Origin of the sequence: Parabacteroides distasonis ATCC 8503 (genome assembly GCF_000012845.1) — a bacterium.
Taxonomy (GTDB): Bacteria; Bacteroidota; Bacteroidia; order Bacteroidales; family Tannerellaceae; genus Parabacteroides; species Parabacteroides distasonis.
Map to the genome: position 1 here is coordinate 4,482,983 of NC_009615.1, position 20,777 is coordinate 4,503,759.

Annotated in this window: 12 protein-coding genes; 10 read left to right on the plus strand and 2 right to left on the minus strand. The window is 44.5% G+C overall.

Features of this window, described 5'->3' with window-relative positions; genetic code table 11:
• The first annotated feature begins 52 nt into the window (after positions 1-52).
• From BDI_RS18345 to BDI_RS18385, 9 genes are all read left to right on the plus strand, one after another.
• Positions 53-1,807, plus strand: coding sequence for a DUF6057 family protein (locus BDI_RS18345; RefSeq protein ID WP_012056127.1), 1,755 nt, complete (start codon positions 53-55; stop codon positions 1,805-1,807).
• Between the two features lie 2 nt (positions 1,808-1,809).
• Complete coding sequence (locus BDI_RS18350) at positions 1,810-3,321, plus strand: TolB family protein (protein WP_012056128.1); 1,512 nt, start codon at positions 1,810-1,812, stop codon at positions 3,319-3,321.
• A 38-nt stretch (positions 3,322-3,359) separates the two neighbouring features.
• Complete coding sequence (locus BDI_RS18355; protein WP_005859099.1) at positions 3,360-5,360, plus strand: fructose-1,6-bisphosphatase; 2,001 nt, start codon at positions 3,360-3,362, stop codon at positions 5,358-5,360.
• Positions 5,361-6,025: 665 nt separating this feature from the next.
• Positions 6,026-9,004, plus strand: a complete 2,979-nt coding sequence (locus BDI_RS18360) for a SusC/RagA family TonB-linked outer membrane protein (RefSeq protein WP_005859097.1) — start codon at positions 6,026-6,028, stop codon at positions 9,002-9,004.
• Positions 9,005-9,023: 19 nt separating this feature from the next.
• Positions 9,024-10,616 carry a RagB/SusD family nutrient uptake outer membrane protein gene (locus BDI_RS18365; protein WP_005859095.1) on the plus strand — a complete coding sequence of 531 codons (1,593 nt, stop codon included), beginning with the start codon at positions 9,024-9,026 and terminating at the stop codon, positions 10,614-10,616.
• 110 nt (positions 10,617-10,726) lie between these two features.
• On the plus strand, positions 10,727-11,761 hold the full coding sequence (locus BDI_RS18370) for an iron ABC transporter permease (RefSeq protein WP_008779308.1): 1,035 nt from the start codon (positions 10,727-10,729) through the stop codon (positions 11,759-11,761).
• A gap of 5 nt (positions 11,762-11,766) precedes the next feature.
• The gene (locus tag BDI_RS18375) at positions 11,767-12,777 is read left to right on the plus strand and encodes an ABC transporter ATP-binding protein (RefSeq protein ID WP_012056129.1); all 1,011 of its coding nucleotides are present in this window, start codon (positions 11,767-11,769) and stop codon (positions 12,775-12,777) included.
• 7 nt (positions 12,778-12,784) lie between these two features.
• Positions 12,785-14,131, plus strand: a complete 1,347-nt coding sequence (locus tag BDI_RS18380) for an MATE family efflux transporter (protein WP_012056130.1) — start codon at positions 12,785-12,787, stop codon at positions 14,129-14,131.
• A gap of 84 nt (positions 14,132-14,215) precedes the next feature.
• Positions 14,216-14,809 carry a DUF4251 domain-containing protein gene (locus BDI_RS18385; RefSeq protein ID WP_012056131.1) on the plus strand — a complete coding sequence of 198 codons (594 nt, stop codon included), beginning with the start codon at positions 14,216-14,218 and terminating at the stop codon, positions 14,807-14,809.
• 78 nt (positions 14,810-14,887) lie between these two features.
• On the opposite strand, the gene BDI_RS18390 is transcribed toward BDI_RS18385, so the two are convergent.
• Together BDI_RS18390 and BDI_RS18395 are read right to left on the minus strand one after the other, a co-directional pair.
• Positions 14,888-16,636, minus strand: a complete 1,749-nt coding sequence (locus BDI_RS18390) for a RagB/SusD family nutrient uptake outer membrane protein (RefSeq protein ID WP_005859014.1) — start codon at positions 16,634-16,636, stop codon at positions 14,888-14,890.
• A gap of 27 nt (positions 16,637-16,663) precedes the next feature.
• Positions 16,664-19,990, minus strand: coding sequence for a SusC/RagA family TonB-linked outer membrane protein (locus BDI_RS18395; protein ID WP_012056132.1), 3,327 nt, complete (start codon positions 19,988-19,990; stop codon positions 16,664-16,666).
• A 396-nt stretch (positions 19,991-20,386) separates the two neighbouring features.
• Between BDI_RS18395 and BDI_RS18400 the strand changes: the two genes are divergently transcribed.
• Positions 20,387-20,773, plus strand: coding sequence for a co-chaperone GroES (locus tag BDI_RS18400; RefSeq protein ID WP_005859009.1), 387 nt, complete (start codon positions 20,387-20,389; stop codon positions 20,771-20,773).
• Positions 20,774-20,777 lie beyond the last annotated feature (4 nt).

A 20,777-nucleotide genomic window follows, 5' to 3' on the forward strand; every position in this document is an offset into this window, starting at 1 on the left:
TTGCCATCTTCTATATACTTTCTATCTTTACGATCTGAAAAACAGTTGGAGAATGAAGAATAGACTATTTGTTAACAATAATACTATTATACTATTCCTTTTTATTATAGGAAGTATCCTATTCATAGAGTTGAATTTTCGGTATTGGTATCGTTTTCTGGAGCAGTATATGATGTTTCAGACTACCGGTAGTTATTTCCAAGACCGATTGGCCGAACCGGGTGGATTGAATGAATATGTGACTGAGTTCTTATCGCTCGCGTTTATCCATCCTTATGGAGCTTCGGTAGTGATCGCTTTATTATTAGGACTGATCTCCGGCTGTTTTTTCCTTTACTTAAAAGCTTGTGGGGTGCGTGCCTCTATGTTGGCGGCTATTCTTCCCTCTTTTTTAATTTGGATCTATCCGCTGGAGTCAATCGCCTTGTTGACGATGCTCGCTTTCGTGCAGGTTCTTGCGTATTTGTATACTTCAATCAAGATTGATTGGCTTCGTTATCTCTTTGGCTTCTTGTTTTTGGGGGGCTCTTATTTTTTTGCGGCACCCGCTAATTTATTATTGGCCTTATTGATCGCAGTTTATGAGTGTTGTGCTAAAGAGGATAAGGCTCGTTTTGGAGTAGCCATTATCGCTATCGCTTGGGGAGGTTTGCAACCGTTGATCGCCATGCGTACGGTTTATATTCTTCCGATGCGGGAAGCGTTCTTCAGCAAACATCTATGCCATCCCGAATATCCGATACCTAATTCTTTAGGATATATCGGGCTTTCATATCCTTTGATCGTTTTAATTCTTTATTATGTAAGGAACCGGGTTTTTATCCGTAAGGAATCTTGGAAGCGAATCGTTTCTTACGCTTTCCTTCTGATAGCGATGACTTATGGGATTCTCTATAAGAAAGACCCGATGGAGCAGGCCTATCGGTACGATTACTATGCACGGCAGGGAGAATGGCAAGAGATAGTCTCACATGCTCGTGCGCATTCGGTCCGGGATATGGATGCCCTGATTTATTTGAATCTGGCTTTATCACATACGGGACGATTTTCTGGCGATTTGATGCGTTTCCCTCAGATCGGGGTGGAGGGCTTTATCCCGCACGATCCGAAAAGCCGGATGGGATTGATCGAGGCGAGCGAGGTTGCTTGGCAAGTAGGGCAGGTAAACGCAGCGCAACGTTTCGCCTTTGTGGGTGTATTAAGCTCGCAACGTTGCGTGCAGCCTCGTTTGATGAAGCGTTTGGTGGAGACTTATCTGGTAACCGGCGAATACCGTGCCGCCGAGAAATATATTAAGATTCTTGAATCGACTCCCCACTACAGGGATTGGGCAAAAGCGCAGCGCCCGTTGCTCGACTCCGTGGTTTGTGCCTCTACCGATTGGATAAAGGCGAAGCGGGCGGTACTTCCGGTAACGGATAATCCCTTAGACTTGACCTTGACATTTCCCAATGCGCTGGCTTTCTTGATCGACGATCATGCCGATAATCGTCCGGCTTTTGAGTATGGAATGGGATACTTATTGGTTTATAAAGACTTGATGACATTTATGCATTATATGGAATTGATGAAAGAGCGAGGCGAGTCATTTCCCGTTCTCTATCAGGAGGCTATATGCCTGTTTTTCGCTGCCGTGCAGAAAGACCCGGAGGCGTTCAAAAGCTATCCGATCAGTTCGGAGGTACAAAACCGCTTTCTGCAATTTATGAAAGTGGCTCGAGGCATGCCTCCTGCCGCCTTGAAAGCGCAGTTTGGCGATACCTATTATTATTACGCTCAATTTACCCCGACTCCTAAACGACAATAATTATGATGGATAATACGAGGAAACGAAAGATCGTCCGAAACTTTGTGATCGGATATTTACTATTGCAAGTTCTGGTTATTGTACTATACTTGGGTTTTTGGGCGGTACATCCGGGTGGCTTTGTTGTTGCCGAGAACGAACGCATGTCTCCCCCGCCGATGTTCCCGGATTACCAAGGGGTTACTATACCTTATAATATAGCCCCATTGAATTTCCGTATTGACGTGCCCGCTGAAAAATGCTATGCGAAGATCGAGGGTAGCGAGCAGGGGGTGTTTGAGTATTACGGAACGAATACGATCTGTTTTAAGTCCAAGGATTGGGAACGGCTTACCCGTGCGAATAAAGGTAAAGCCTTTTTTGTAACGATCACGACGAAAGAGGGAGACAAATGGACTAAATGGGCACCATTCTCTGTCTATATCAGTGATCAAGCGATCGACTCTCATTTAGTATACCGTTTGATAGAGCCGGGATACGAGAAATGGCATATTGTGGGTATTTATCAGCGGAATTTGGAGTCGTTTGACGAACAGCCGATTATCCGTAACGATATGACTGGCTATAATTGTATGAACTGCCATTCTTTTTGTATGGGAGACCCGGGGCAGATGATGTTCCATATGCGTGCGGCGAATGGGGGAACTTATATTGTCCAAGACAAGAAAATCAGTAAATTGAATACGAAAACGAATGGGACGATCAGTAATATGACGTATCCTTTCTGGCATCCTTCCGGGCGCTATATCACCACATCGGTAAATGATATCAAACAGTTTTTCCATTCCGTGAAAGAGAAAAAGATGGAAGTGTTCGACTTGGAGTCCGATGTGGTGGTGTATGACGTGAAAAACAAAGAAATCCTTTCGAAAGCCTCATTGATCACAAAAGATGCATTCGAGACTTTCCCTGCGTTCTCTCCGGATGGTAAATGGCTTTATTTCTGTACGGCCCCGGCCCAGAAGATGCCGGAGAATTATGATAAGGTACGTTATAATCTCTGTCGTGTTGCGTTTGATCCGGATCGTGGCGAGATCAGCTTCCCGATCGATACGTTGGTACATGCGGATAGCTTGAGCTATACATTTCCCCGTATCTCTCCCGATGGACGTTTCCTGATGTACACGGAAACCGCTTATGGGCAGTTCCCTATTTGGCACCCGGATGCGGAGATCCGGATGATGGATTTGGAGAATCGGACAGCGATGGATATGTCTGCGTTGAATAGCCCGGATACGGATAGCTATCATTCTTGGAGTAGTAATAGTGATTGGGTCGTATTTAGTAGCCGCCGGGATAACGGTTTATATACTTTACCTTATATTTGTCATATAGGGAAAGACGGTAAGCCTTCGAAACCGTTCTTATTGCCTCAAGAAGATCCGGATAAGTATGACTATCAGTTGTATTCCTACAATATTCCGGAATTGACGAAAGGTGCCGTAGAGGTCAGCCCCTATGAGATCCAGCAAGTAGCCGAGAAAAATAAACCGGAGCAGGTTCGGTTTAAATGACCGGATCTATTTATATTCGCGTATAAATAAGAGATAAGATGACAAAAGATATTATAGCCGAATCTGTACAAAACGATTTACGGTATTTGCAATTGTTGGCACGGAGTTTCCCGACGATCGCGGATGCCAGTACGGAGATCATTAATCTGGAGGCGATCTTGAACCTACCGAAGGGTACGGAGCACTTCTTGAGTGATTTGCATGGCGAGGATCAAGCCTTTAGCCATGTGCTGAGAAACGCTTCCGGTGCCGTAAAGCGCAAGGTGAACGAGATTTTCAGTAATACGCTCCGGGAATCCGAGAAGAAGGAGCTTTGTTCCTTGATTTATTATCCGGAGGATAAGCTGGAACTGATCAAGAGCCAAGAGCAAGATCTGGAAGATTGGTATCAAGTTACCTTGAATCAATTGGTACGTGTTTGCCGGAACGTGTCCTCCAAATACACCCGTTCGAAAGTACGTAAGGCTTTACCCAAGGAGTTCTCCTATATTATTCAGGAGTTATTGCACGAGTCTTCCGTAGAGCCGAATAAATCCGCTTATGTGGATCAGATTATTTGTACGATCATCTCCACGGGACGTGCGGACGATTTCATTATCGCTATGTGTAACTTGATCCAACGGTTGACAATCGACCTGTTACATATCATCGGCGATATTTACGATCGGGGTCCGGGCGCTCATCTGATCATGGATATCCTTTGCGATTACCATAATTTCGATGTTCAATGGGGTAATCATGATATCTTGTGGATGGGAGCCGCTTCCGGTAATTTGGTAAGTATCGCCAACGTGATTCGTATGTGTTTACGCTTTGGTAATATGGCTACCTTAGAAGATGGATATGGTATCAATCTTTTGCCGTTGGCCACTTTCGCGATGGAGGCGTATGGGGATGATCCTTGCGCGTTATTCATGCCGAAAACAAAGTTCGCCGATAATGCAATGGATGAGAAGACCACCCGTTTGATCGCCCAGATGCACAAGGCGATCACCATCATCCAGTTCAAGCTGGAGGGTGAGATCATCCGCCGTCGTCCGGAGTTTGAGATGGATGACCGGATGTTGTTGCACCATATCGATCTGAAGCGGGGAGTGGTTCATATCGATGGAAAGGATTATACGCTTAAAGATACTAACTGGCCTACTTTAGACCCGAAAGATCCGTATCGTCTTTCTATTGAGGAAGAGGATTTGATCCGAAAGATATTGCATTCTTTTGAGAGCAGCGAGAAGATGAAAAAGCATATGCGTTGTTTCTTCCGGCATGGGGGAATGTATCAGGTTTGTAATTCCAATTTACTGTTTCATGCCTCTATCCCGATGAATCCGGATGGTACATTTAAGTCAGTACGTATCTTGGGGCAGGATTATAAGGGCCGTGCTTTGTTGGACCGTGTAGACCAACTGATCCGTACGGCTTATTTCAAGACCGGGGAACAGGAAGAAGTGGAATATGCGCATGATTATATCTGGTATCTTTGGGGCGGCAAGGACTCCCCGTTATTCGATAAAAGCAAGATGGCTACTTTCGAGCGTGCCTTTATCGAAGAGGCCGAGACTCATAAGGAGGAAAAAGGCGCTTATTATACGTTACGAGAGCAAGAGGAAATTTGTGATAAGATATTGGATGAGTTTGGGGTGACCGGTATGCATCGGCATATCATCAACGGACATGTCCCTGTCCGTTCCAATCAAGGTGAGAATCCCATTAAGGCGAATGGCAAGATGTTGGTAATCGATGGCGGTTTCTCCCGTCCGTATCATTTGGAAACCGGTATCGCGGGCTATACATTAGTATATCACTCCCGTGGTTTCCAGCTTGTGCAACACGAACCCTTCGAATCCCGGGCGAAAGCGATCGAGGAAGGCTTGGATATCAAATCCACCACGATCGTGGTAGAATTAAGCTCCCATCGCCAGATGGTGAAAGATACGGATAAGGGTGCGGATCTTCAAAGCCAGATCAAGGACTTGGAGAAACTTCTTTACGCCTATCGGAATGGGTTGATAAAGGAGAAGGAGAGGATGGAGAGATAGATTTTAGCGTAGTCCGTCCAGAACTATAGACAAGGATAAAGGGAGATTGACAAATTGACATTTTGTATTTTAAAGTCCCGGAGAATCGATTTTTCCGGGCTTATGGGCGTAAGGCTTCCGAAATTGAATGAAAATAATGGCAACACCTTGTCTTGTAGATGTATATCGTTTCCCTCCCTTTTCTTCCAGCGAAAAAGAGAGCCTCTATTTCTTGCTTAACAAGTAAAAGGAGGCTTTTTTATTCGGAAGTGATTGGTTTTTCATTCGGAAGTGATGCGAATCACAGTCGGAAGTATGCTACAACACTACCGTAAGTACCTTATAATACTACTGTAAGTATCTTACAACAGGGTTGTAATCGAGGGAAAAGTACTCTTTTTCTACCTTAAAACCACTAAAGAAACGATTTTCTCCTTATTTATGTTTGTAGATGAGCCTGTCGGGGAAAAGGATGTGTCACTATAAGTGGCTTATCGAAATGAAAACGTCACTCTTTAGGTTTATCCGTTGACATTTATTTTGATCTACCGAAAGACCTCCTGTTTGATTTTCCTTACTTTTTTACATAATCATAGTTTATTTTAAAAAATTAAGTTACATTTGCCATGGAAATTCTCAATTGTATTTGTGAATTAAATGATCGTTAACCTAAAAATTAAGTAATTATGCAACGAAAGAAAATCTTTGATTCTTTCAAACACTGGAATGTAGCCATACTTTCCGTGTTAATGTCTTTTTGCATGACAGCCGCTTTTGCCCAGTCTGGCGCTGTTAAAGGAAAAGTTCTGGACGAACTAGGTGAGCCTATTATCGGGGCGAATATCGTGGAAAAAGGTACTACCAACGGTACCATCACTGATATTGACGGTAACTACACCCTTAGTGTGAATGACCTGAAAAAAGCAATTCTCCAAGTGTCTTTTATCGGTTACAACTCGGTAGAGGAAGCTGTGAAAGGGCGCTCTGCCGTAGATGTTAAGCTTGGTGCCTCTGTCGTGAATCTGGGAGAGGTTGTAGCTATCGGTTATGGTACGCAGACTCGTAGGGAGATTACCGGTTCCGTAGCGAACATTTCCGAGGAAAATTTTAATAAAGGAGTGAATCGTGACGCGTCCGACTTGCTGCAAGGTAAGGTAGCGGGTCTGACTATTACGTCTGGTTCCGGTGATGTAACTCGTAGTTCCCAGATTCAATTACGTGGTACTTCTACCTTGCAGAACGACCAAGGCCCGATGATCGTGATCGATGGTGTTCCGGGTGGTGATATGTCTACTGTATCACCTTCGGATATTGAGTCAATCTCTGTATTGAAAGATGCTTCTTCTGCCGCTATTTACGGTTCTCGTGCCGCTGGTGGTGTAATCTTGATCACAACGAAGAGAGGTTCCGGTTCCAGAACCCAGATCAATTATGATGGTTATCTTACCGCCTCTACCATTGCGAACAAGCCCGACATGTTGAACGCTTCTGAGTGGCGTGCCGCTAATAAGGCGTTGGGTAAAGATATCTCTACTTATGATAAGTACAACTCGGACACGGATTGGTTCGATGAGATGACTCGTGTAGGTGTTTCTCAACAACACGCTCTTTCTTTGTCGGGTGGTTCTTCTAAGAGTAATTATCGTGCTTCTTATACTTTCTTGGATCGTAACGGTGTGGCTCGCGATAACTACATGACTCGTCATAGCTTCCGTTTCCAGTTCCAGCAACGTGCTATCAACGACCGTTTACGTATTGGATTAACGGGTGCCGCAACGCTGACGGATATGCAGATGCCGTTTTCTGATGACTATATCTTGGCTTACAATATGCTTCCGGTTTATCCGGTTTATAATGCGGACGGCTCTTATTTCACGGATGCCAACCACAATTATGATCAAGGTAACCCGGTTCAGAACCAAGATCAGAACTATAAGAAAGCAGCTAATAACTACTTCTATGGACAAGGTGATGTACAGTTCTCTATTTTGGATGGACTGACAACCAAGGTGAACCTGTATAAGAGCCGTTTCTCATCTGACTATAGCGAATGGCAAGATCCTCGGAACTCTCGTGGACAGGGTGATACGGGTAAGGCAATCCGTCGTAATAGACTATGGGATCGTAACTTGTTAGAGTGGACCGCTAATTATACGAAAGCTTTTGGCTCGGCAGAGGAGCATAAGGTCGATGCTATCGTTGGTTATTCTTGGGAAAATAACTTGTACGCCGACCAGAAATCGGAGGCTACGAATTTCGCCGTAGGATCGATGGGCGCTGATAATATCCAATCCGGAAACTTGCTGAAGATCGGTAATGTTACTTCCAGCCGGAATGAATATAAACTGATCTCTTTGTTCGCTCGTGCGCATTATAGCTTTAAAGAGCGGTATATGATTACGGCTACGGTTCGCCGAGATGGTTCTTCCAAATTCGGTGCTAACCATAAGTGGGGTACTTTCCCTTCAGTTTCCGCTGCTTGGGGTATCAGCCAAGAGTCTTTCATGAAAGATACGAAGTGGATCAATGATTTGAAATTACGTGCAGGTTACGGAATTACCGGTAACCAAGATGGTTTGAGACCTTATAAGTCATTGGATTTGTATTCAGCTTCTGGTACTTATTATAACAACGGATCTTGGCCGACAGCTTTCCGTCCTTCACAGAACGCGAACCCGAACTTGAAATGGGAGCAGACTGCTATGTTAAATATCGGTTTGGACTTCACCTTGTTCAATAGTCGTTTGAGCGGTACGATCGAATGGTACGACAAGCGTACGAAAGATATGCTTTACAACTATGAGGTTTCTACTCCTACTTACGTATACAATCAGATTCAAGCGAATGTAGGTGATATGAAGAATACAGGTGTTGAGATCTTATTGAACTTAGACGTGATCCGTAATAAGGACTTTACGTGGACAACCTCTCTCAATCTTGCTCATAACAAGAATGAGATCACAAAACTGTCTAATGAATTGTTCTCTACGGGACGTGTTTACGTGGGTGATCCTTGGATTCGCGGTGCTTCAGGTGTGACTTCACACGTAGTTGAGGAAGGTCGCCCGGTCGGACAGTTCTTCATGCTGAAATGTAATGGCCTTGATGAGAATGGTAAATTTATCATTGAGGATATAAATGGTGACGGACAGATCACGGATGATGACCGTACGTATGTTGGTGACGCTCAACCTGATTTGACATATGGTTGGAATAACACATTCAACTGGAAAAACTGGGACGCAAGTTTCTTCTTCCGTGGAACAATTGGCAATAAGGTATTGAACAACCCATTGGCAGCTTACGGTAATAATACATATATCGATGGAACGAATGTAATGGATAACGATAATCTGTTGACATTAAGTGAAAACTCTCGTGTATGTTCTTATTATGTAGAAAACGCTTCATTCTTGCGATTGGATAACTTATCGATTGGTTATACATTCAATACGAAGAAAATCGATTGGTTGGATAAGGCTCGCTTATATGTAGCCGGTCAGAATCTATTCGTGATTACAGGTTATAAAGGATTGGATCCAGAAGTTGAGAATTTCCGTGGTGAGGCTAGCGATGACAACGCAGGTTTGTCTCCGGGTATTGAACCTCGTAACTACATGCCGAAGGCACGTTCATTTACATTTGGTGTTAACTTAACATTCTAATTAAAAAGATAAGCTTATTATGAAACGGAAAACTATATTATCATTTATAACTGGATTGTTTTTATTAGGAGGACTTTCTTCCTGTATGGACTTGGATGAAACAGTATATGACAAGTTGCCCGCTGATGATTTTGGCCAGTCAACGGCCGAGTTGAATGCTTTGATCGGTAACTCACATAATACGATGAAGAAGTTTTGGACAGAGTATATGCATTTGTCCGAATGCTCCGGTTCTATGGCTGTGACTCCGACTCGTCGAGGTGGTGACTGGTATGATGGTGGTCAATACCGGGAAATCTATATGCATACATGGACCTCTCAGACCTCAAGAGTTAAAAGCGCATGGAAAGCGGCCACAGAAGCGATTGGTACTTGTAACGAGGCTATCCGTAAATTGCAGAACTCAGAGATCCTTACCGAAGAGGAGAAGGCTCAAGACGTGGCAGACTTGCGTGGTGTCCGTGCTTTCTGGATCTATGTGATGATGGATTATTGGGGAAATATTCCTTTGCTGACGGAGTTCCACCCTACGGATAAAGTATTCCCGGGGAATTCTTCCCGTCAGGAAGTATTTGATTGGTTGATTCAGGAAGTAGAGGAAATCAAGGATATCTGTCCTCCGGCTACAACTGAGAATTATGGTTCATTTACGCAGGGTGCCGCTTATTCATTGTTGGCAAAACTGTATCTGAACGCTGAGGCTTGGGGGGTTACGTTCTCCGGTAACGCTTATCAGAAAGTTATCGATAACTGTGATAAGGTGATGGCTATGGGATATATCTTAGAGCCTAATTGGAAAGACAACTTCTCCGTGACAAATGAGAATTCAAAGGAGGCTATCTTGGCCGCTACGTTCTCTAGCAGTGATACGGGTAATGATGGAAACGTGAAGAATGAGTTGCACAATAATACGTTGCATTATAAAGATTATCTGTCTTTGGGTATTACCGCTAGTGGTACTTGGAATGGTATTTGCGCTCAACCGGAGTATGTACGTTTGTTCGATGAGGAAGACGCTCGCTTGGACGGTACGTTCTTGACTGGCTTGATGATAGACAAATCAACAGGCAAGCCGATTATGACCGATCATAACAACGAATTGAACCATACGATCGATGTGAACATGATTCCGGGCATGGAATATGATGGAACCAATTGGAGTGCCGTGGAACAGCATGATGGAGCTCGTTGCTTCAAGTGGGAGTTCGCTTCGGATTTGACAAGTTCTATGGGAAATGATTTCCATATTTTCCGTTTGGCGGATATCTATTTAATGAAAGCTGAAGCTTTGTTACGCGGAGGGGGAAGTGTTAGTGAAGCTACCGCTTTGGTGAATACGATTCGTGAGAGAGGATATGGCAATAGCGACCATAATTATGCGACTGTAACTTTGAAGGAAGTACAATTGGAACGTCGTTTGGAATTAGCGTGGGAGGTTTATTCCCGTCAGGATGATATCCGTTTCGGATGTTTCACTACAGGAATGTGGCCGCAATCTAATTGTGAGCGTAAAGCTGATGACTACTTGAAGTTGTTACCTGTATCGCAGGATGCTTGGCAGGTGAATCCGAACTTAAAACAGAATCCGGGTTATGCGGCATTCTCAAAATAAAAGAATCGGATAACTAAGAATAATTTAGGCCATCTCTTACTGTAAGGGATGGCCTTTTTATTGATTTACCATTCACTGTATAACTCCGCTTTTTTGTATACCTTTGCGCCATGAACAAACAAGCGCTACTTTTTTATCCGTTATTAGGGGTGGTTCTTTTGGGGCTTTTTGTTGGGGGGCTGGCGTATGGGGCCGTACCGATTCCTTTGGATCACGTGATGGATATTTTGCTGGGGAAGGGATCTGATAAGATCGCATGGCAGAATATCGTGTTGCAATCTCGTTTGCCTCAGGCTATAACCGCATTATTGGCGGGGGCTTCCTTGGCTACCAGCGGGTTGCTATTACAGACATTGTTCCGGAATCCGTTGGCGGGACCTTCCATATTGGGCATTAGTGATGGCGCTAATCTTGGAGTAGCCGCTATCATGCTCTATTTCGGTGGTACGTTGGGGCAGTTCACGGATTGGCCGATCAGCGGATATATGGCGGTAATCCTCGCGGCCTTTGTGGGGGCTTGCGTGATACTGGGACTGATTATCTATTTTTCGGCAAAAGTGAAGAATAATGTCATGCTTCTGATTATCGGAATCATGATTGGCTATCTAGCTTCTTCGGTTATTTCTATCTTGAATTATTATTCATCTACAGACCGGGTACATGCGTTCGTGATGTGGGGGCTTGGTAATTTTTCCGGTGTATCCTTGGAACAATTACCATTCTTTGGAACTTGTGCGTTAATCGGGCTGTTATTAGCGATCTTGCTGATCAAGCCTTTGAATGCCTTATTATTGGGAGAAATGTATGCCGCTAATTTAGGTATCCGGATCAAACGAACACGGATTGCGATTCTTTTGTGTACGGGAGTATTAACGGCTACAACTACTGCTTTTTGCGGCCCCATTTCCTTTGTCGGATTAGCAGTTCCACATATCGCCCGGTTGATGTTAGGCTCTTCCAATCATAAGATGTTGGTGCCAGTTACAATGCTGACAGGTTCCTGCGTTGCTCTTCTATGTAATATGCTGATGGTGGTACCGGGCAGTAATACGATCCTGCCATTGAATGCCGTTACCCCTATGCTTGGGGCGCCTGTTATTATTTACGTAATCGTGAACCGGAAAAATATTCAATATTTTAATTAGTGGCTATGGAACGGATCCCTGTGATAAAGACAAGTGATTTAAGTATTGGGTATATATTGAAAGGCGGACAGAAAAAGCGCGTGCATGATGCGTTGGATCTGAATCTATATCCGGGTGAAGTGACCTGTCTTCTCGGATTAAATGGAGCGGGAAAGTCTACCTTATTGAGGACATTATGTGGTTTTCAACCTCCTCTGGGAGGAGAAATCGAGCTAATGGGGAAGCCGCTGAATTCTTATTCACAAGGTAATTTCTCACGGCTGGTGGGAGTTGTCTTGACAGAGAAGACAAATGCCGGTGGAATAACGGTTTACGAGTTGGTCTCTTTAGGAAGACATCCCTATACCGGCTTTTTCGGACAATTAAGGCAGGAAGATCGCAGGATTATCGAGGAATCGCTTGCTGCCGCCGGTATCGCTCATAAGGCTTATAATTATGTGTCGGAACTTAGTGATGGCGAGCGTCAGAAAGCCATGATCGCCAAAGCGCTGGCACAGCAATGCCCCATCATATTGTTGGATGAGCCGACGGCCTTTTTAGATGTGACAAGTCGGATAGAGACTATGGTCTTGTTACATACTTTAGCGGTAGAGCAACAAAAAGCGATTCTGCTATCGACGCATGATCTTGATTTGGCGATCCAGCTGGGGGATTGCCTGTGGCTGCAAGAGAAAAAACGTCCGATGGCTTGCGGAACGCCGGAAGACCTGATTATGGGAGGAGCGTTTGAGACGTTCTTCAGTAAGGAAGGAATCGTGTTTGATCCGAATACCGGGAAATTGAATACGGTAGCTCCAGCAAAGCTTATTGGGGTTGCGGGGGATTTTATGACTTCTTATTGGGTTGGGAATGCCTTGATCCGGAATGGCTTTAAGCCCTCGTCGGTTAGCGAGGATTATATAAGTGTTTATTGTAATGCTCCGGATAGCCTGCGTATTCAGTTCCCTGCGGAAGAGGGCACGAGAATCGTAGGAAGTGTGGCGGAGATGATCTCAATCATAATTCATAAATCATAAGTTATATATGTCAAATGAGATTACATGGCGGCTGGAAAATGAGAATATAGGCCGTTTGTTGGTACATTACGCAATTCCCGCCGTTATCGGGACCATGGTTAATGCTCTTTATAATATAGTAGATCGTATATTTATCGGACAAGGAGTGGGTGCGCTAGCTATCTCCGGATTGACTTTGACTTTCCCGATACTACTCTTTATGCAGGCATTTGGAATGTTGATCGGCGCGGGAGCCGCTACAAGGGTCTCCATTCATCTAGGCCGTAAGGCGAATGATCTGGCAGATAACGTATTAGGAAACGCTTTCATTTTGACATTCATTATCGGAGCCTTGACGATTATCCCCAGTATGATTTTCTTGGATGATTTGTTAATGTGGTTCGGAGGAAGTGAGCAGACGATACCTTATGCGAAAGACTATTTATATATCGCTGTCCCGGGTAATTTGCTGGCTACATTAAGCTTTAGCTTTAATGCCGTGATGCGTGCTTCCGGATATCCGAAAAAGGCGATGTTCACGATGATGATCGGTGCCGTCTTGAACGTGATCCTAGATCCGATCTTTATCTTTTGGCTGGATATGGGGATACAGGGTGCCGCTATCGCTACGGTGATCTCCATGGCTGCCGGTGCCGCTTTCGTGATGAGTCATTTTATCAGCAAGGATAGTATCGTACGTTTCCATACGAAATATTTCCGGTTGAAAGGTCCCATTATTTGGAATATATTTACGATCGGCATGTCTCCATTTTCCATGCAGCTGGCGGGCAGTGTGGTTGTGGTGATCATGAACCATGCGTTGAAAGAGAATGGAGGCGATTTGGCGATTGGTGCCAGCGGTATTATTTCCAGTATCGCCATGCTGCTGGTTATGTTGATTATCGGTATCGCCCAAGGGATGCAACCGATTGTCGGGTTTAATCATGGCGCTGGGCATCATGACCGGGTATTGGCTACCTTGCGGTTGTCTATTATAGTATCGACCTTGATTACAGGGGTAGGATGTATCGTCAGTTTATTATTCCCTAGACTGATCGTTAGCGTATTCTCGACGGATGCCGAATTGGTGTCGATTACGGACAATGGATTACGTCTGACGATGCTGGTCTTTTTCGTTGTCGGTTCCCAGATTACGATCAGCCAGTTTTTTCAAAGTATCGGTGTCGCATGGAAAGCGATGTTTCTGAGTCTAAGTCGGCAGGTTTTATTCCTGATACCGGCTATCCTGCTATTTCCTCCGATCTGGGGATTGGATGGCGTTTGGCTAGCGCAACCTTTCTCCGATTTCATTGCGGCGGTAACCGCATGGGGCTTTTTATGGTATCATGTTAAAAACGTGAAAAATAAGGGTTAAAGATGAACTTATGTCGATGTTAATTGTATTTTTATTGTATGTATAAAAGTACTTTTATAGACAAACCTTTAAAAATGAGTTAATATGAAGAAGATTGTATTATTGCTCGCCGTTTTATTATTTGGTGCAGGGTCGATGATGGCACAGCAGGACGAGTCAGCGGAGAAAGCTGCGAAGCAGGCTGAGAAAGAAGCAAAGAAAGCAGAGAAGGCAGCGAAGAAAGCTGCGGAGGAAGCCGAGGCTAACGCATTGTTTGAACAAGCGGTGCAAGCTTTGAAGAATAAGGATTTCGTATTGGAAGCGGATCGTATAGAGTTTAAGCGCGGTAGTTTTGTTTATGTTACTCCGAACACGAACTTCGTTTCGGTGAAGGGTGAGAAGGCTACCATTCAGTTAGCGTTTAATACTCCGGCGGCCGGTCCTAACGGAATAGGAGGTATAACGGTTGATGGAACAACTTCCGGTGTACAGATGAAGACTGACAAAAAAGGAAACGTTATGTACGAGATGAATGTGCAGGGTGTAGCGGTATCCGCTAGGGTTACGTTCCGTATGGCGAAAGGTACGAATAAATGTACTGCCACGGTATCACCTAACTTTAATAGCAACCGTATATCCTTTACGGGAAATCTCTATCCTTCGAGCGAGTCGAATGTGTTCAAGGGACGTTCTATTTAATGTAGATACAAAGAATCGTGAAGGCGGACTTTCTTTCGGGAAGCCCGCCTTTCTGTTTATAAGAAGGATGAGATTGGACTATTTCCAAGCATCATTTTGTACCAGATAAGCTTGGCCGTTCTCATCGTTTCCTGCGGTCTGGATCTCTGTCTCGGGAATCGGGAACATCGTCTTAGAAGCGGTTGGAGCGGATACACCATAGAATTTAGTTAGGTATTGCTTCTCATAATTTATATATGCCGTCAATTCCTTGTTCATATAATCACCTCCCCAACGAACCAGATCGAAAAATCGTTGTCCTTCCATCGCAAGTTCCAGCTTACGTTCCATATGAATCGCCTTGATACAAGTTTCCTTGTTGCTGAATGCGGCGTGACTGGATGGATAAGGTTTCACCAAATAATTGGCGGCAGGCGTTCCGTCTTCCAAATAAATGATATTGTCCGGTTTGGCTGCACGTTCACGGATATCGTTTACTTGCTGCATGGCGGCACTTAATTCTCCGTCGTTCGCTAGGCATTCCGCATATAACAATTTACAATCACGTAGGCATAGATATTGTAAATTCATGGCAGAACCGGGAGCCCAGCCGGATGAATAGGTGGAGCCAGCTAATCCGGCATCCTGTTCCGCTTTGCTATAGACATGCTTTTTGGGTAGGAATACCCCACCGCTGCTTACATTTCGTACCCAATCATTAGCGGGCAATCCCCAATCTTTATAAGGAATCTCCATACGTCCTACGGCGAAATCTAGACGAGGGTCTACGGCGATCGTCTTATCATTCTTAGAGATGTAATCATAATCGGTAACACGTTCTGTCACGGATTTTTTATTTCTGTACTCTCCCTCAAGATAAGGAAGCCCATTTTCGTCTACTTGGAATGAGTTTACCAATTCGTAAGAGGGTTGATAAAATCCGCAACATCCACCGGGGCCTGTGTTATGAGGATAATTCAGTAAAAATCCGTAATTCCCGTTATTATTGGCTCCGACAGAGAATTGTACCTCAAAGATAGACTCTTTCCCATTTTCGGTAGTTGCGTTAAAATTTGCGTCCAGATCATCTTGTAAGGCCAATCTCTCTCCTTTAGGACTTAATCCGTTTGCGATAATATCGGCCAAGATGGGTTTGGCGGCTGCCATATCACCTTGCTGCATCAGTATTTTAGCCTTTAACGCTTTTGCCGCTGTTTTCGTAGGACGTGCCACTTCGGTCTGTTTTTCGGGCAATCCTTCAATGGCCGCTTCTACGTCTGCTAAAATATTAGGATAGATATCCGTACCGTTATGAACTTTCGGATCGTTTTCTTCAGCGGCGATCGTCTCATCGATATAGGGCATGCCGGTCGGTCCGAAAATCTTTACCCCTTCGAACATGAATAGGGCACGTAAGAATTTCAGCTCCGCGGTCCGGTTGGCCTTGGTCGTCTCGTCCATATCTGCCGCTTCTTTCATCACATTGAGCGCTAAGTTGCAACGTTGTGCTCCATAATACGCGTCTTTCCACTTATTCAGTAAATAATCGTTTGTGGCGGTGACAGCATACGTCTCTACGGAGTTCAATACGGATTGGTCATTGGATTCGGAGCCTTTATTGGCGTCACCTCCGTATACACCGCCGAATACCCAGTTGAACATATTGTCATATCCGGTCGGCCGGGTCAAACCGGCATAAGCGTTGACCACCAATAACTCAACCCCTTCTGCGTTTGTTAATGCTTCTTGGTCAATACTGCCTTGAGGAGCTTTATACAGGAAATCTTCACCGCAAGAACTCAAGGTAAATAAAGCAGCTGCGCTTACTATTAATATTTTATGTCTCATACTAGTCGTTTTTATTATAAAATGGATTTAGAAAGTAAAATTCACGCCCAATAAGAACCGCATGGTTGTTGGCCAGCCTCCCATATCGACTCCTCTTTTTAAGTCTACACGTCCGGCTCCATCGTTGTCAGAATCGCTTTGCCGTAAATAAGCGTTGGTAAACTCTGGGTCTAAGCCTGTATATCCGGTGATCGTAAGGATATTCTCGGCTTGTAAGTACAGGCGGAGATTCTGGATACCGGCCTTCTTGAGTAATTCCTTTGGCAAGGAATATCCCAATACGAGATTTTTCAGGCGTAAGAAGGAGGCGTCTTCTACGTAATAAGAGCTAGAATAAGCTCCGGAATAGTTATCTTCCGTATTCAGCATAGGAAGGATAGCATTACTGTTATCGCCATTCAATGTCCATGATTGATCTCTGAGGCGTGAGGATTTATTACCGTTGAAAGTCCAGAAATCGGTAAAATATTTTGTGTTATTATATAAGTCATTGCCGATAGAGAAGTTCCAGAACATAGTAAAGTCCCAGTTTTTCCATGTTAACGTGGCGTTGAGGCCTCCGGTTAAGTCCGGATGAGGAGAGCCGATAAAGGTCCGGTCGCTATCATCCAATTTGCCGTCTCCGTTCAAGTCCTCGAAACGGAAGCGGCCGACATAAGCGGCAGCGTCTGCCTCTGTGATATCACTTTGTCCAAATGGCTTGGTTGCCATAACATCGGCTACGGACTCATAAAAACCATTTTGCTTCAACCCCCAGAATTCAGACACGGCATGTCCTTTTGTCGTACGGGTTACGTATCCTTCGATGCGCGTACCGCTAGCCCATAGAGAATAATCGTCAGCTTCCGCGAGTTTCAAGACCTCATTTTTATAATGGGATAAATTCAAGGATAGATCCCATGCCCAGTCTCCTTTTCGGTCACGGTAATTAAACATGAAGTCGAAACCGGTGTTCTTTATATCTCCGAAGTTGATATAAGGGCTTCCGGATTCTCCGGCCATCGAGGTGTAGGCCGCTTGTATCAACATATTGGATGTCTTCTTCGTATACCATTCGAATGAACCGCTCAATTTACCATTCTGGAAGGTCGCGTCCAGACCCAAGTTGACCATCTTGGTCATTTCCCATTTCGTATCAGTGTTACCGTAGGTACTGAGGCGGAATCCGGTTGTCTCGCTATTGTTCGCTCCGGTCATGTCGTAATTCGTATAGGAGGTGCTGGTCGTGAACAAATTGGCGAAATTAGTCGCGACAGGAATCTCTGAGTTACCCGTGACGCCGTAACCGGCTCGTATCTTTAAGTCGTCCAGCCAATCTCGGCTTGGTTCCATAAATGCCTCCTCTGACATACGCCAACCGGCGGAGATAGAAGGAAAGACTCCGTAACGATTACTTTCCGAGAAACGGGAAACACCGTCCCGGCGGATAATACCGGTTAATAGATACTTATCCTTATATCCATAGTCTGCACGGGCAAACATACCAAATAGCGCGAATTCTCCATTGTAAGTGGAAGAGTTGGTACGTTGGCTATTGTTCTCGCCCATATCCAAGGTGTATGTATTGGTATTGTCTTCGAATAAATAGTTATATCTACGTGCGTTGAGGGATCTGCCTAAACCATCCCGAATAGCCTCTGTTCCCAATAAGATGTTCAAGGAATGGATCTCATTGAATGTCCGGCTGAAATATAGCGTATTGGTCCAAACCCAACGATAATTGAAGTAATTACTTTCGTAGAAATTATTTTGGCCACCGGACTCGGAGAACTCCGGGTTGTTCTTGGTCATCGAGTAAGAATAATCATTACGATAATCGATACCGAAGTTTGTTTTAAAAGTCAGCCCGGTCCATAGGTCTGCTTCTCCATACACGTTGCCAAATACACGTTGGGTAGTGGCATAATTATCCTTATTTCTTTCATGAATAGCTACAGGATTCTGGAAATTGCCGGTCCCGGCGAATAAGGAGCCTGCATAATTGCCCGCATAGTCATAAACCGGTACATAAGGAGAGGCCCGATAAGTCCATGAGTAGATGTTGGACTCTGTACCTGAGAAGCTAAGTCCGTTGTTTTTGCTAAAACTATAAGTTAGGTTCTCTCCGAATCGCAACCATGGGCGGACGTTATACGATGAATTAGCACGTGCTTGATAGCGTGTGAAATAAGATTCGATAGCGGTACCTTGCTGGTCGAAATAGTTCATGCTCATGGTGTATTGCCCTTTATCGGTACCTCCAGACAAGGACAACTGGTGATTTTGCATCCAACCGAGTTGGCTGATTTCATCCCACCAGTTCGTATCGCCTACGGGCGCATAGACTACGTTGTTCGCTTGATCGTAATCGCTAGGATCGATGGAGGTGCTACCACCGGCGCCGGTTACGGTCATGTAATTGGGTAGATGATTAACCCAAGAGTCGGAAGTGCTTCCAAATTGCTGGTGGTAAGGTAATTCTCCGTTGGCGCTAGCTCCCGTTAGGTCCAGATTGTTTTTCGAGGCTTGCCATTCAACATCAATACGGTCATAAGCGTTTAAGACGTCATAGCGTTTACCTGTTTTAGAGAAACCGTAATATCCGTCATAGGTTAATCTCGGTTGTCCCGTTTTTGTCCCTTTCTTGGTCGTGATCAAAATGACGCCATTCGCTGCTTGCGCTCCGTAGATCGCAGCGGAAGAGGCGTCTTTCAATACTTGCATACTCTCGATGTCATTGGGATTGATAGAGCTTAGGTCTTGGTCACGAGTGGATACGCCATCGATAACATACAAAGGTCCGTTGTCATTGATGGAATTAATACCTCGGATGCGTACCATCGTGGCTGAACCGGGAGCACCGGAGGTACCGATGTTTACGCCCGCCGCTTTACCTTGCAACTGTTGTGTGGCGGAAGAACCGGAAGACGCCAATAGCTCTTCGGTATCGATAACCGCTACGGAACCTGTGATGTCCTTTTTCTGTTGGGTACCGTAACCGACAACGACTACCTCGTCTAGATTTTGGGTGTCTTCCTTTAAGGTAATGTTCATGACGTTCCCGCTTGCAGGTGTTTGTTGAGTTACGTACCCGATGTAAGAGATGACCAGAATGGCATTCGGCTCTACTTCTAATACGTATTTACCATCCAGATCGGTGATCGTTCCGTTCGTGGTACCCTTTACGACTACGTTAACACCTAATAGGGGCTCTCCTTTAGCGTCGGTGATCGTACCCGTTATTTTCCGGGATTGTTGCGTAACGGAGGTTTCCGCTTTTAATACGGAACTTTGCGGTATGATAGCACCGCCTGCCAACATAAAGCATAAAGCTAGTCCCAGCCTGCTTCTAAAGATCGCATGTCTGTGTTTCATAATAAAATAGGTTAATAAAGTATAGTAAACTAGGTTCAATATTAAAGTTTGTTTAGAGTCTGAGCAATAAAAGTCAGTGAATGGGCGGATTTATTCTGTGAAATCGTGTTTTTTATCGGTGAACAACTTTTGATAGAATCCGATTGTTTTCTGATGGGGATAAATGAGAAAGGGCACCCGAAAGTGCCCTTTTCCTTAATGTTTACCTATTCTGCCGGTCTGTATGATGAACCGGATTGTTATGGCTTTCACAAGTTCTAACAGTGCAAATGTAAATCAAGGGAAAAACTTAGGAAAATATAATCTGTGAACGAGCGGATTTATTCAACGAACAGGGTTTTTTGTTCGGTAAACTTTCCGTAAGTTCGCGAAATAAAAATTTAACATCTTATAATCATGCAACTATCCATAGATCAAAAAGACATCGATAAATTCCTGATGATAGGCGATAAAGTATTGATTAAGCCTAAGAATCCACAGAGCCAGACGAAGACCGGATTGTATCTGCCTCCCTCGGTTCAACAAGGGGAGAAGATACAAGCGGGTTATATCATAAAGACGGGGCCCGGATATCCGTTGCCTTCTCAATCTGAGGAGCATGAGGTCTGGGAGAAAAAGAAAGGGGAGGAGGTGCAATACTTGCCGCTTCAAGCCCGTGAAGGTGATTTGGCTGTCTATTTGCAGAATGCCGCTTACGAGATCAATTTTAATGACGAAAAGTTCTTGATTGTCCCTCATTCCGCTATTTTGATGTTAGTGCGTGATGAAGGTTTGTTTGAATAAAGCC

Bases quoted from the DNA above. Each gene is read 5' to 3' on its own strand.
- BDI_RS18345 (WP_012056127.1), top strand. From the start codon at position 53: ATGAAGAATAGACTATTTGTTAACAATAATACTATTATACTATTCCTT.
- BDI_RS18350 (WP_012056128.1), top strand. From the start codon at position 1,810: ATGATGGATAATACGAGGAAACGAAAGATCGTCCGAAACTTTGTGATC.
- BDI_RS18355 (WP_005859099.1), top strand. From the start codon at position 3,360: ATGACAAAAGATATTATAGCCGAATCTGTACAAAACGATTTACGGTAT.
- BDI_RS18360 (WP_005859097.1), top strand. From the start codon at position 6,026: ATGCAACGAAAGAAAATCTTTGATTCTTTCAAACACTGGAATGTAGCC.
- BDI_RS18365 (WP_005859095.1), top strand. From the start codon at position 9,024: ATGAAACGGAAAACTATATTATCATTTATAACTGGATTGTTTTTATTA.
- BDI_RS18370 (WP_008779308.1), top strand. From the start codon at position 10,727: ATGAACAAACAAGCGCTACTTTTTTATCCGTTATTAGGGGTGGTTCTT.
- BDI_RS18375 (WP_012056129.1), top strand. From the start codon at position 11,767: ATGGAACGGATCCCTGTGATAAAGACAAGTGATTTAAGTATTGGGTAT.
- BDI_RS18380 (WP_012056130.1), top strand. From the start codon at position 12,785: ATGTCAAATGAGATTACATGGCGGCTGGAAAATGAGAATATAGGCCGT.
- BDI_RS18385 (WP_012056131.1), top strand. From the start codon at position 14,216: ATGAAGAAGATTGTATTATTGCTCGCCGTTTTATTATTTGGTGCAGGG.
- BDI_RS18390 (WP_005859014.1), bottom strand. From the start codon at position 16,636: ATGAGACATAAAATATTAATAGTAAGCGCAGCTGCTTTATTTACCTTG.
- BDI_RS18395 (WP_012056132.1), bottom strand. From the start codon at position 19,990: ATGAAACACAGACATGCGATCTTTAGAAGCAGGCTGGGACTAGCTTTA.
- BDI_RS18400 (WP_005859009.1), top strand. From the start codon at position 20,387: ATGCAACTATCCATAGATCAAAAAGACATCGATAAATTCCTGATGATA.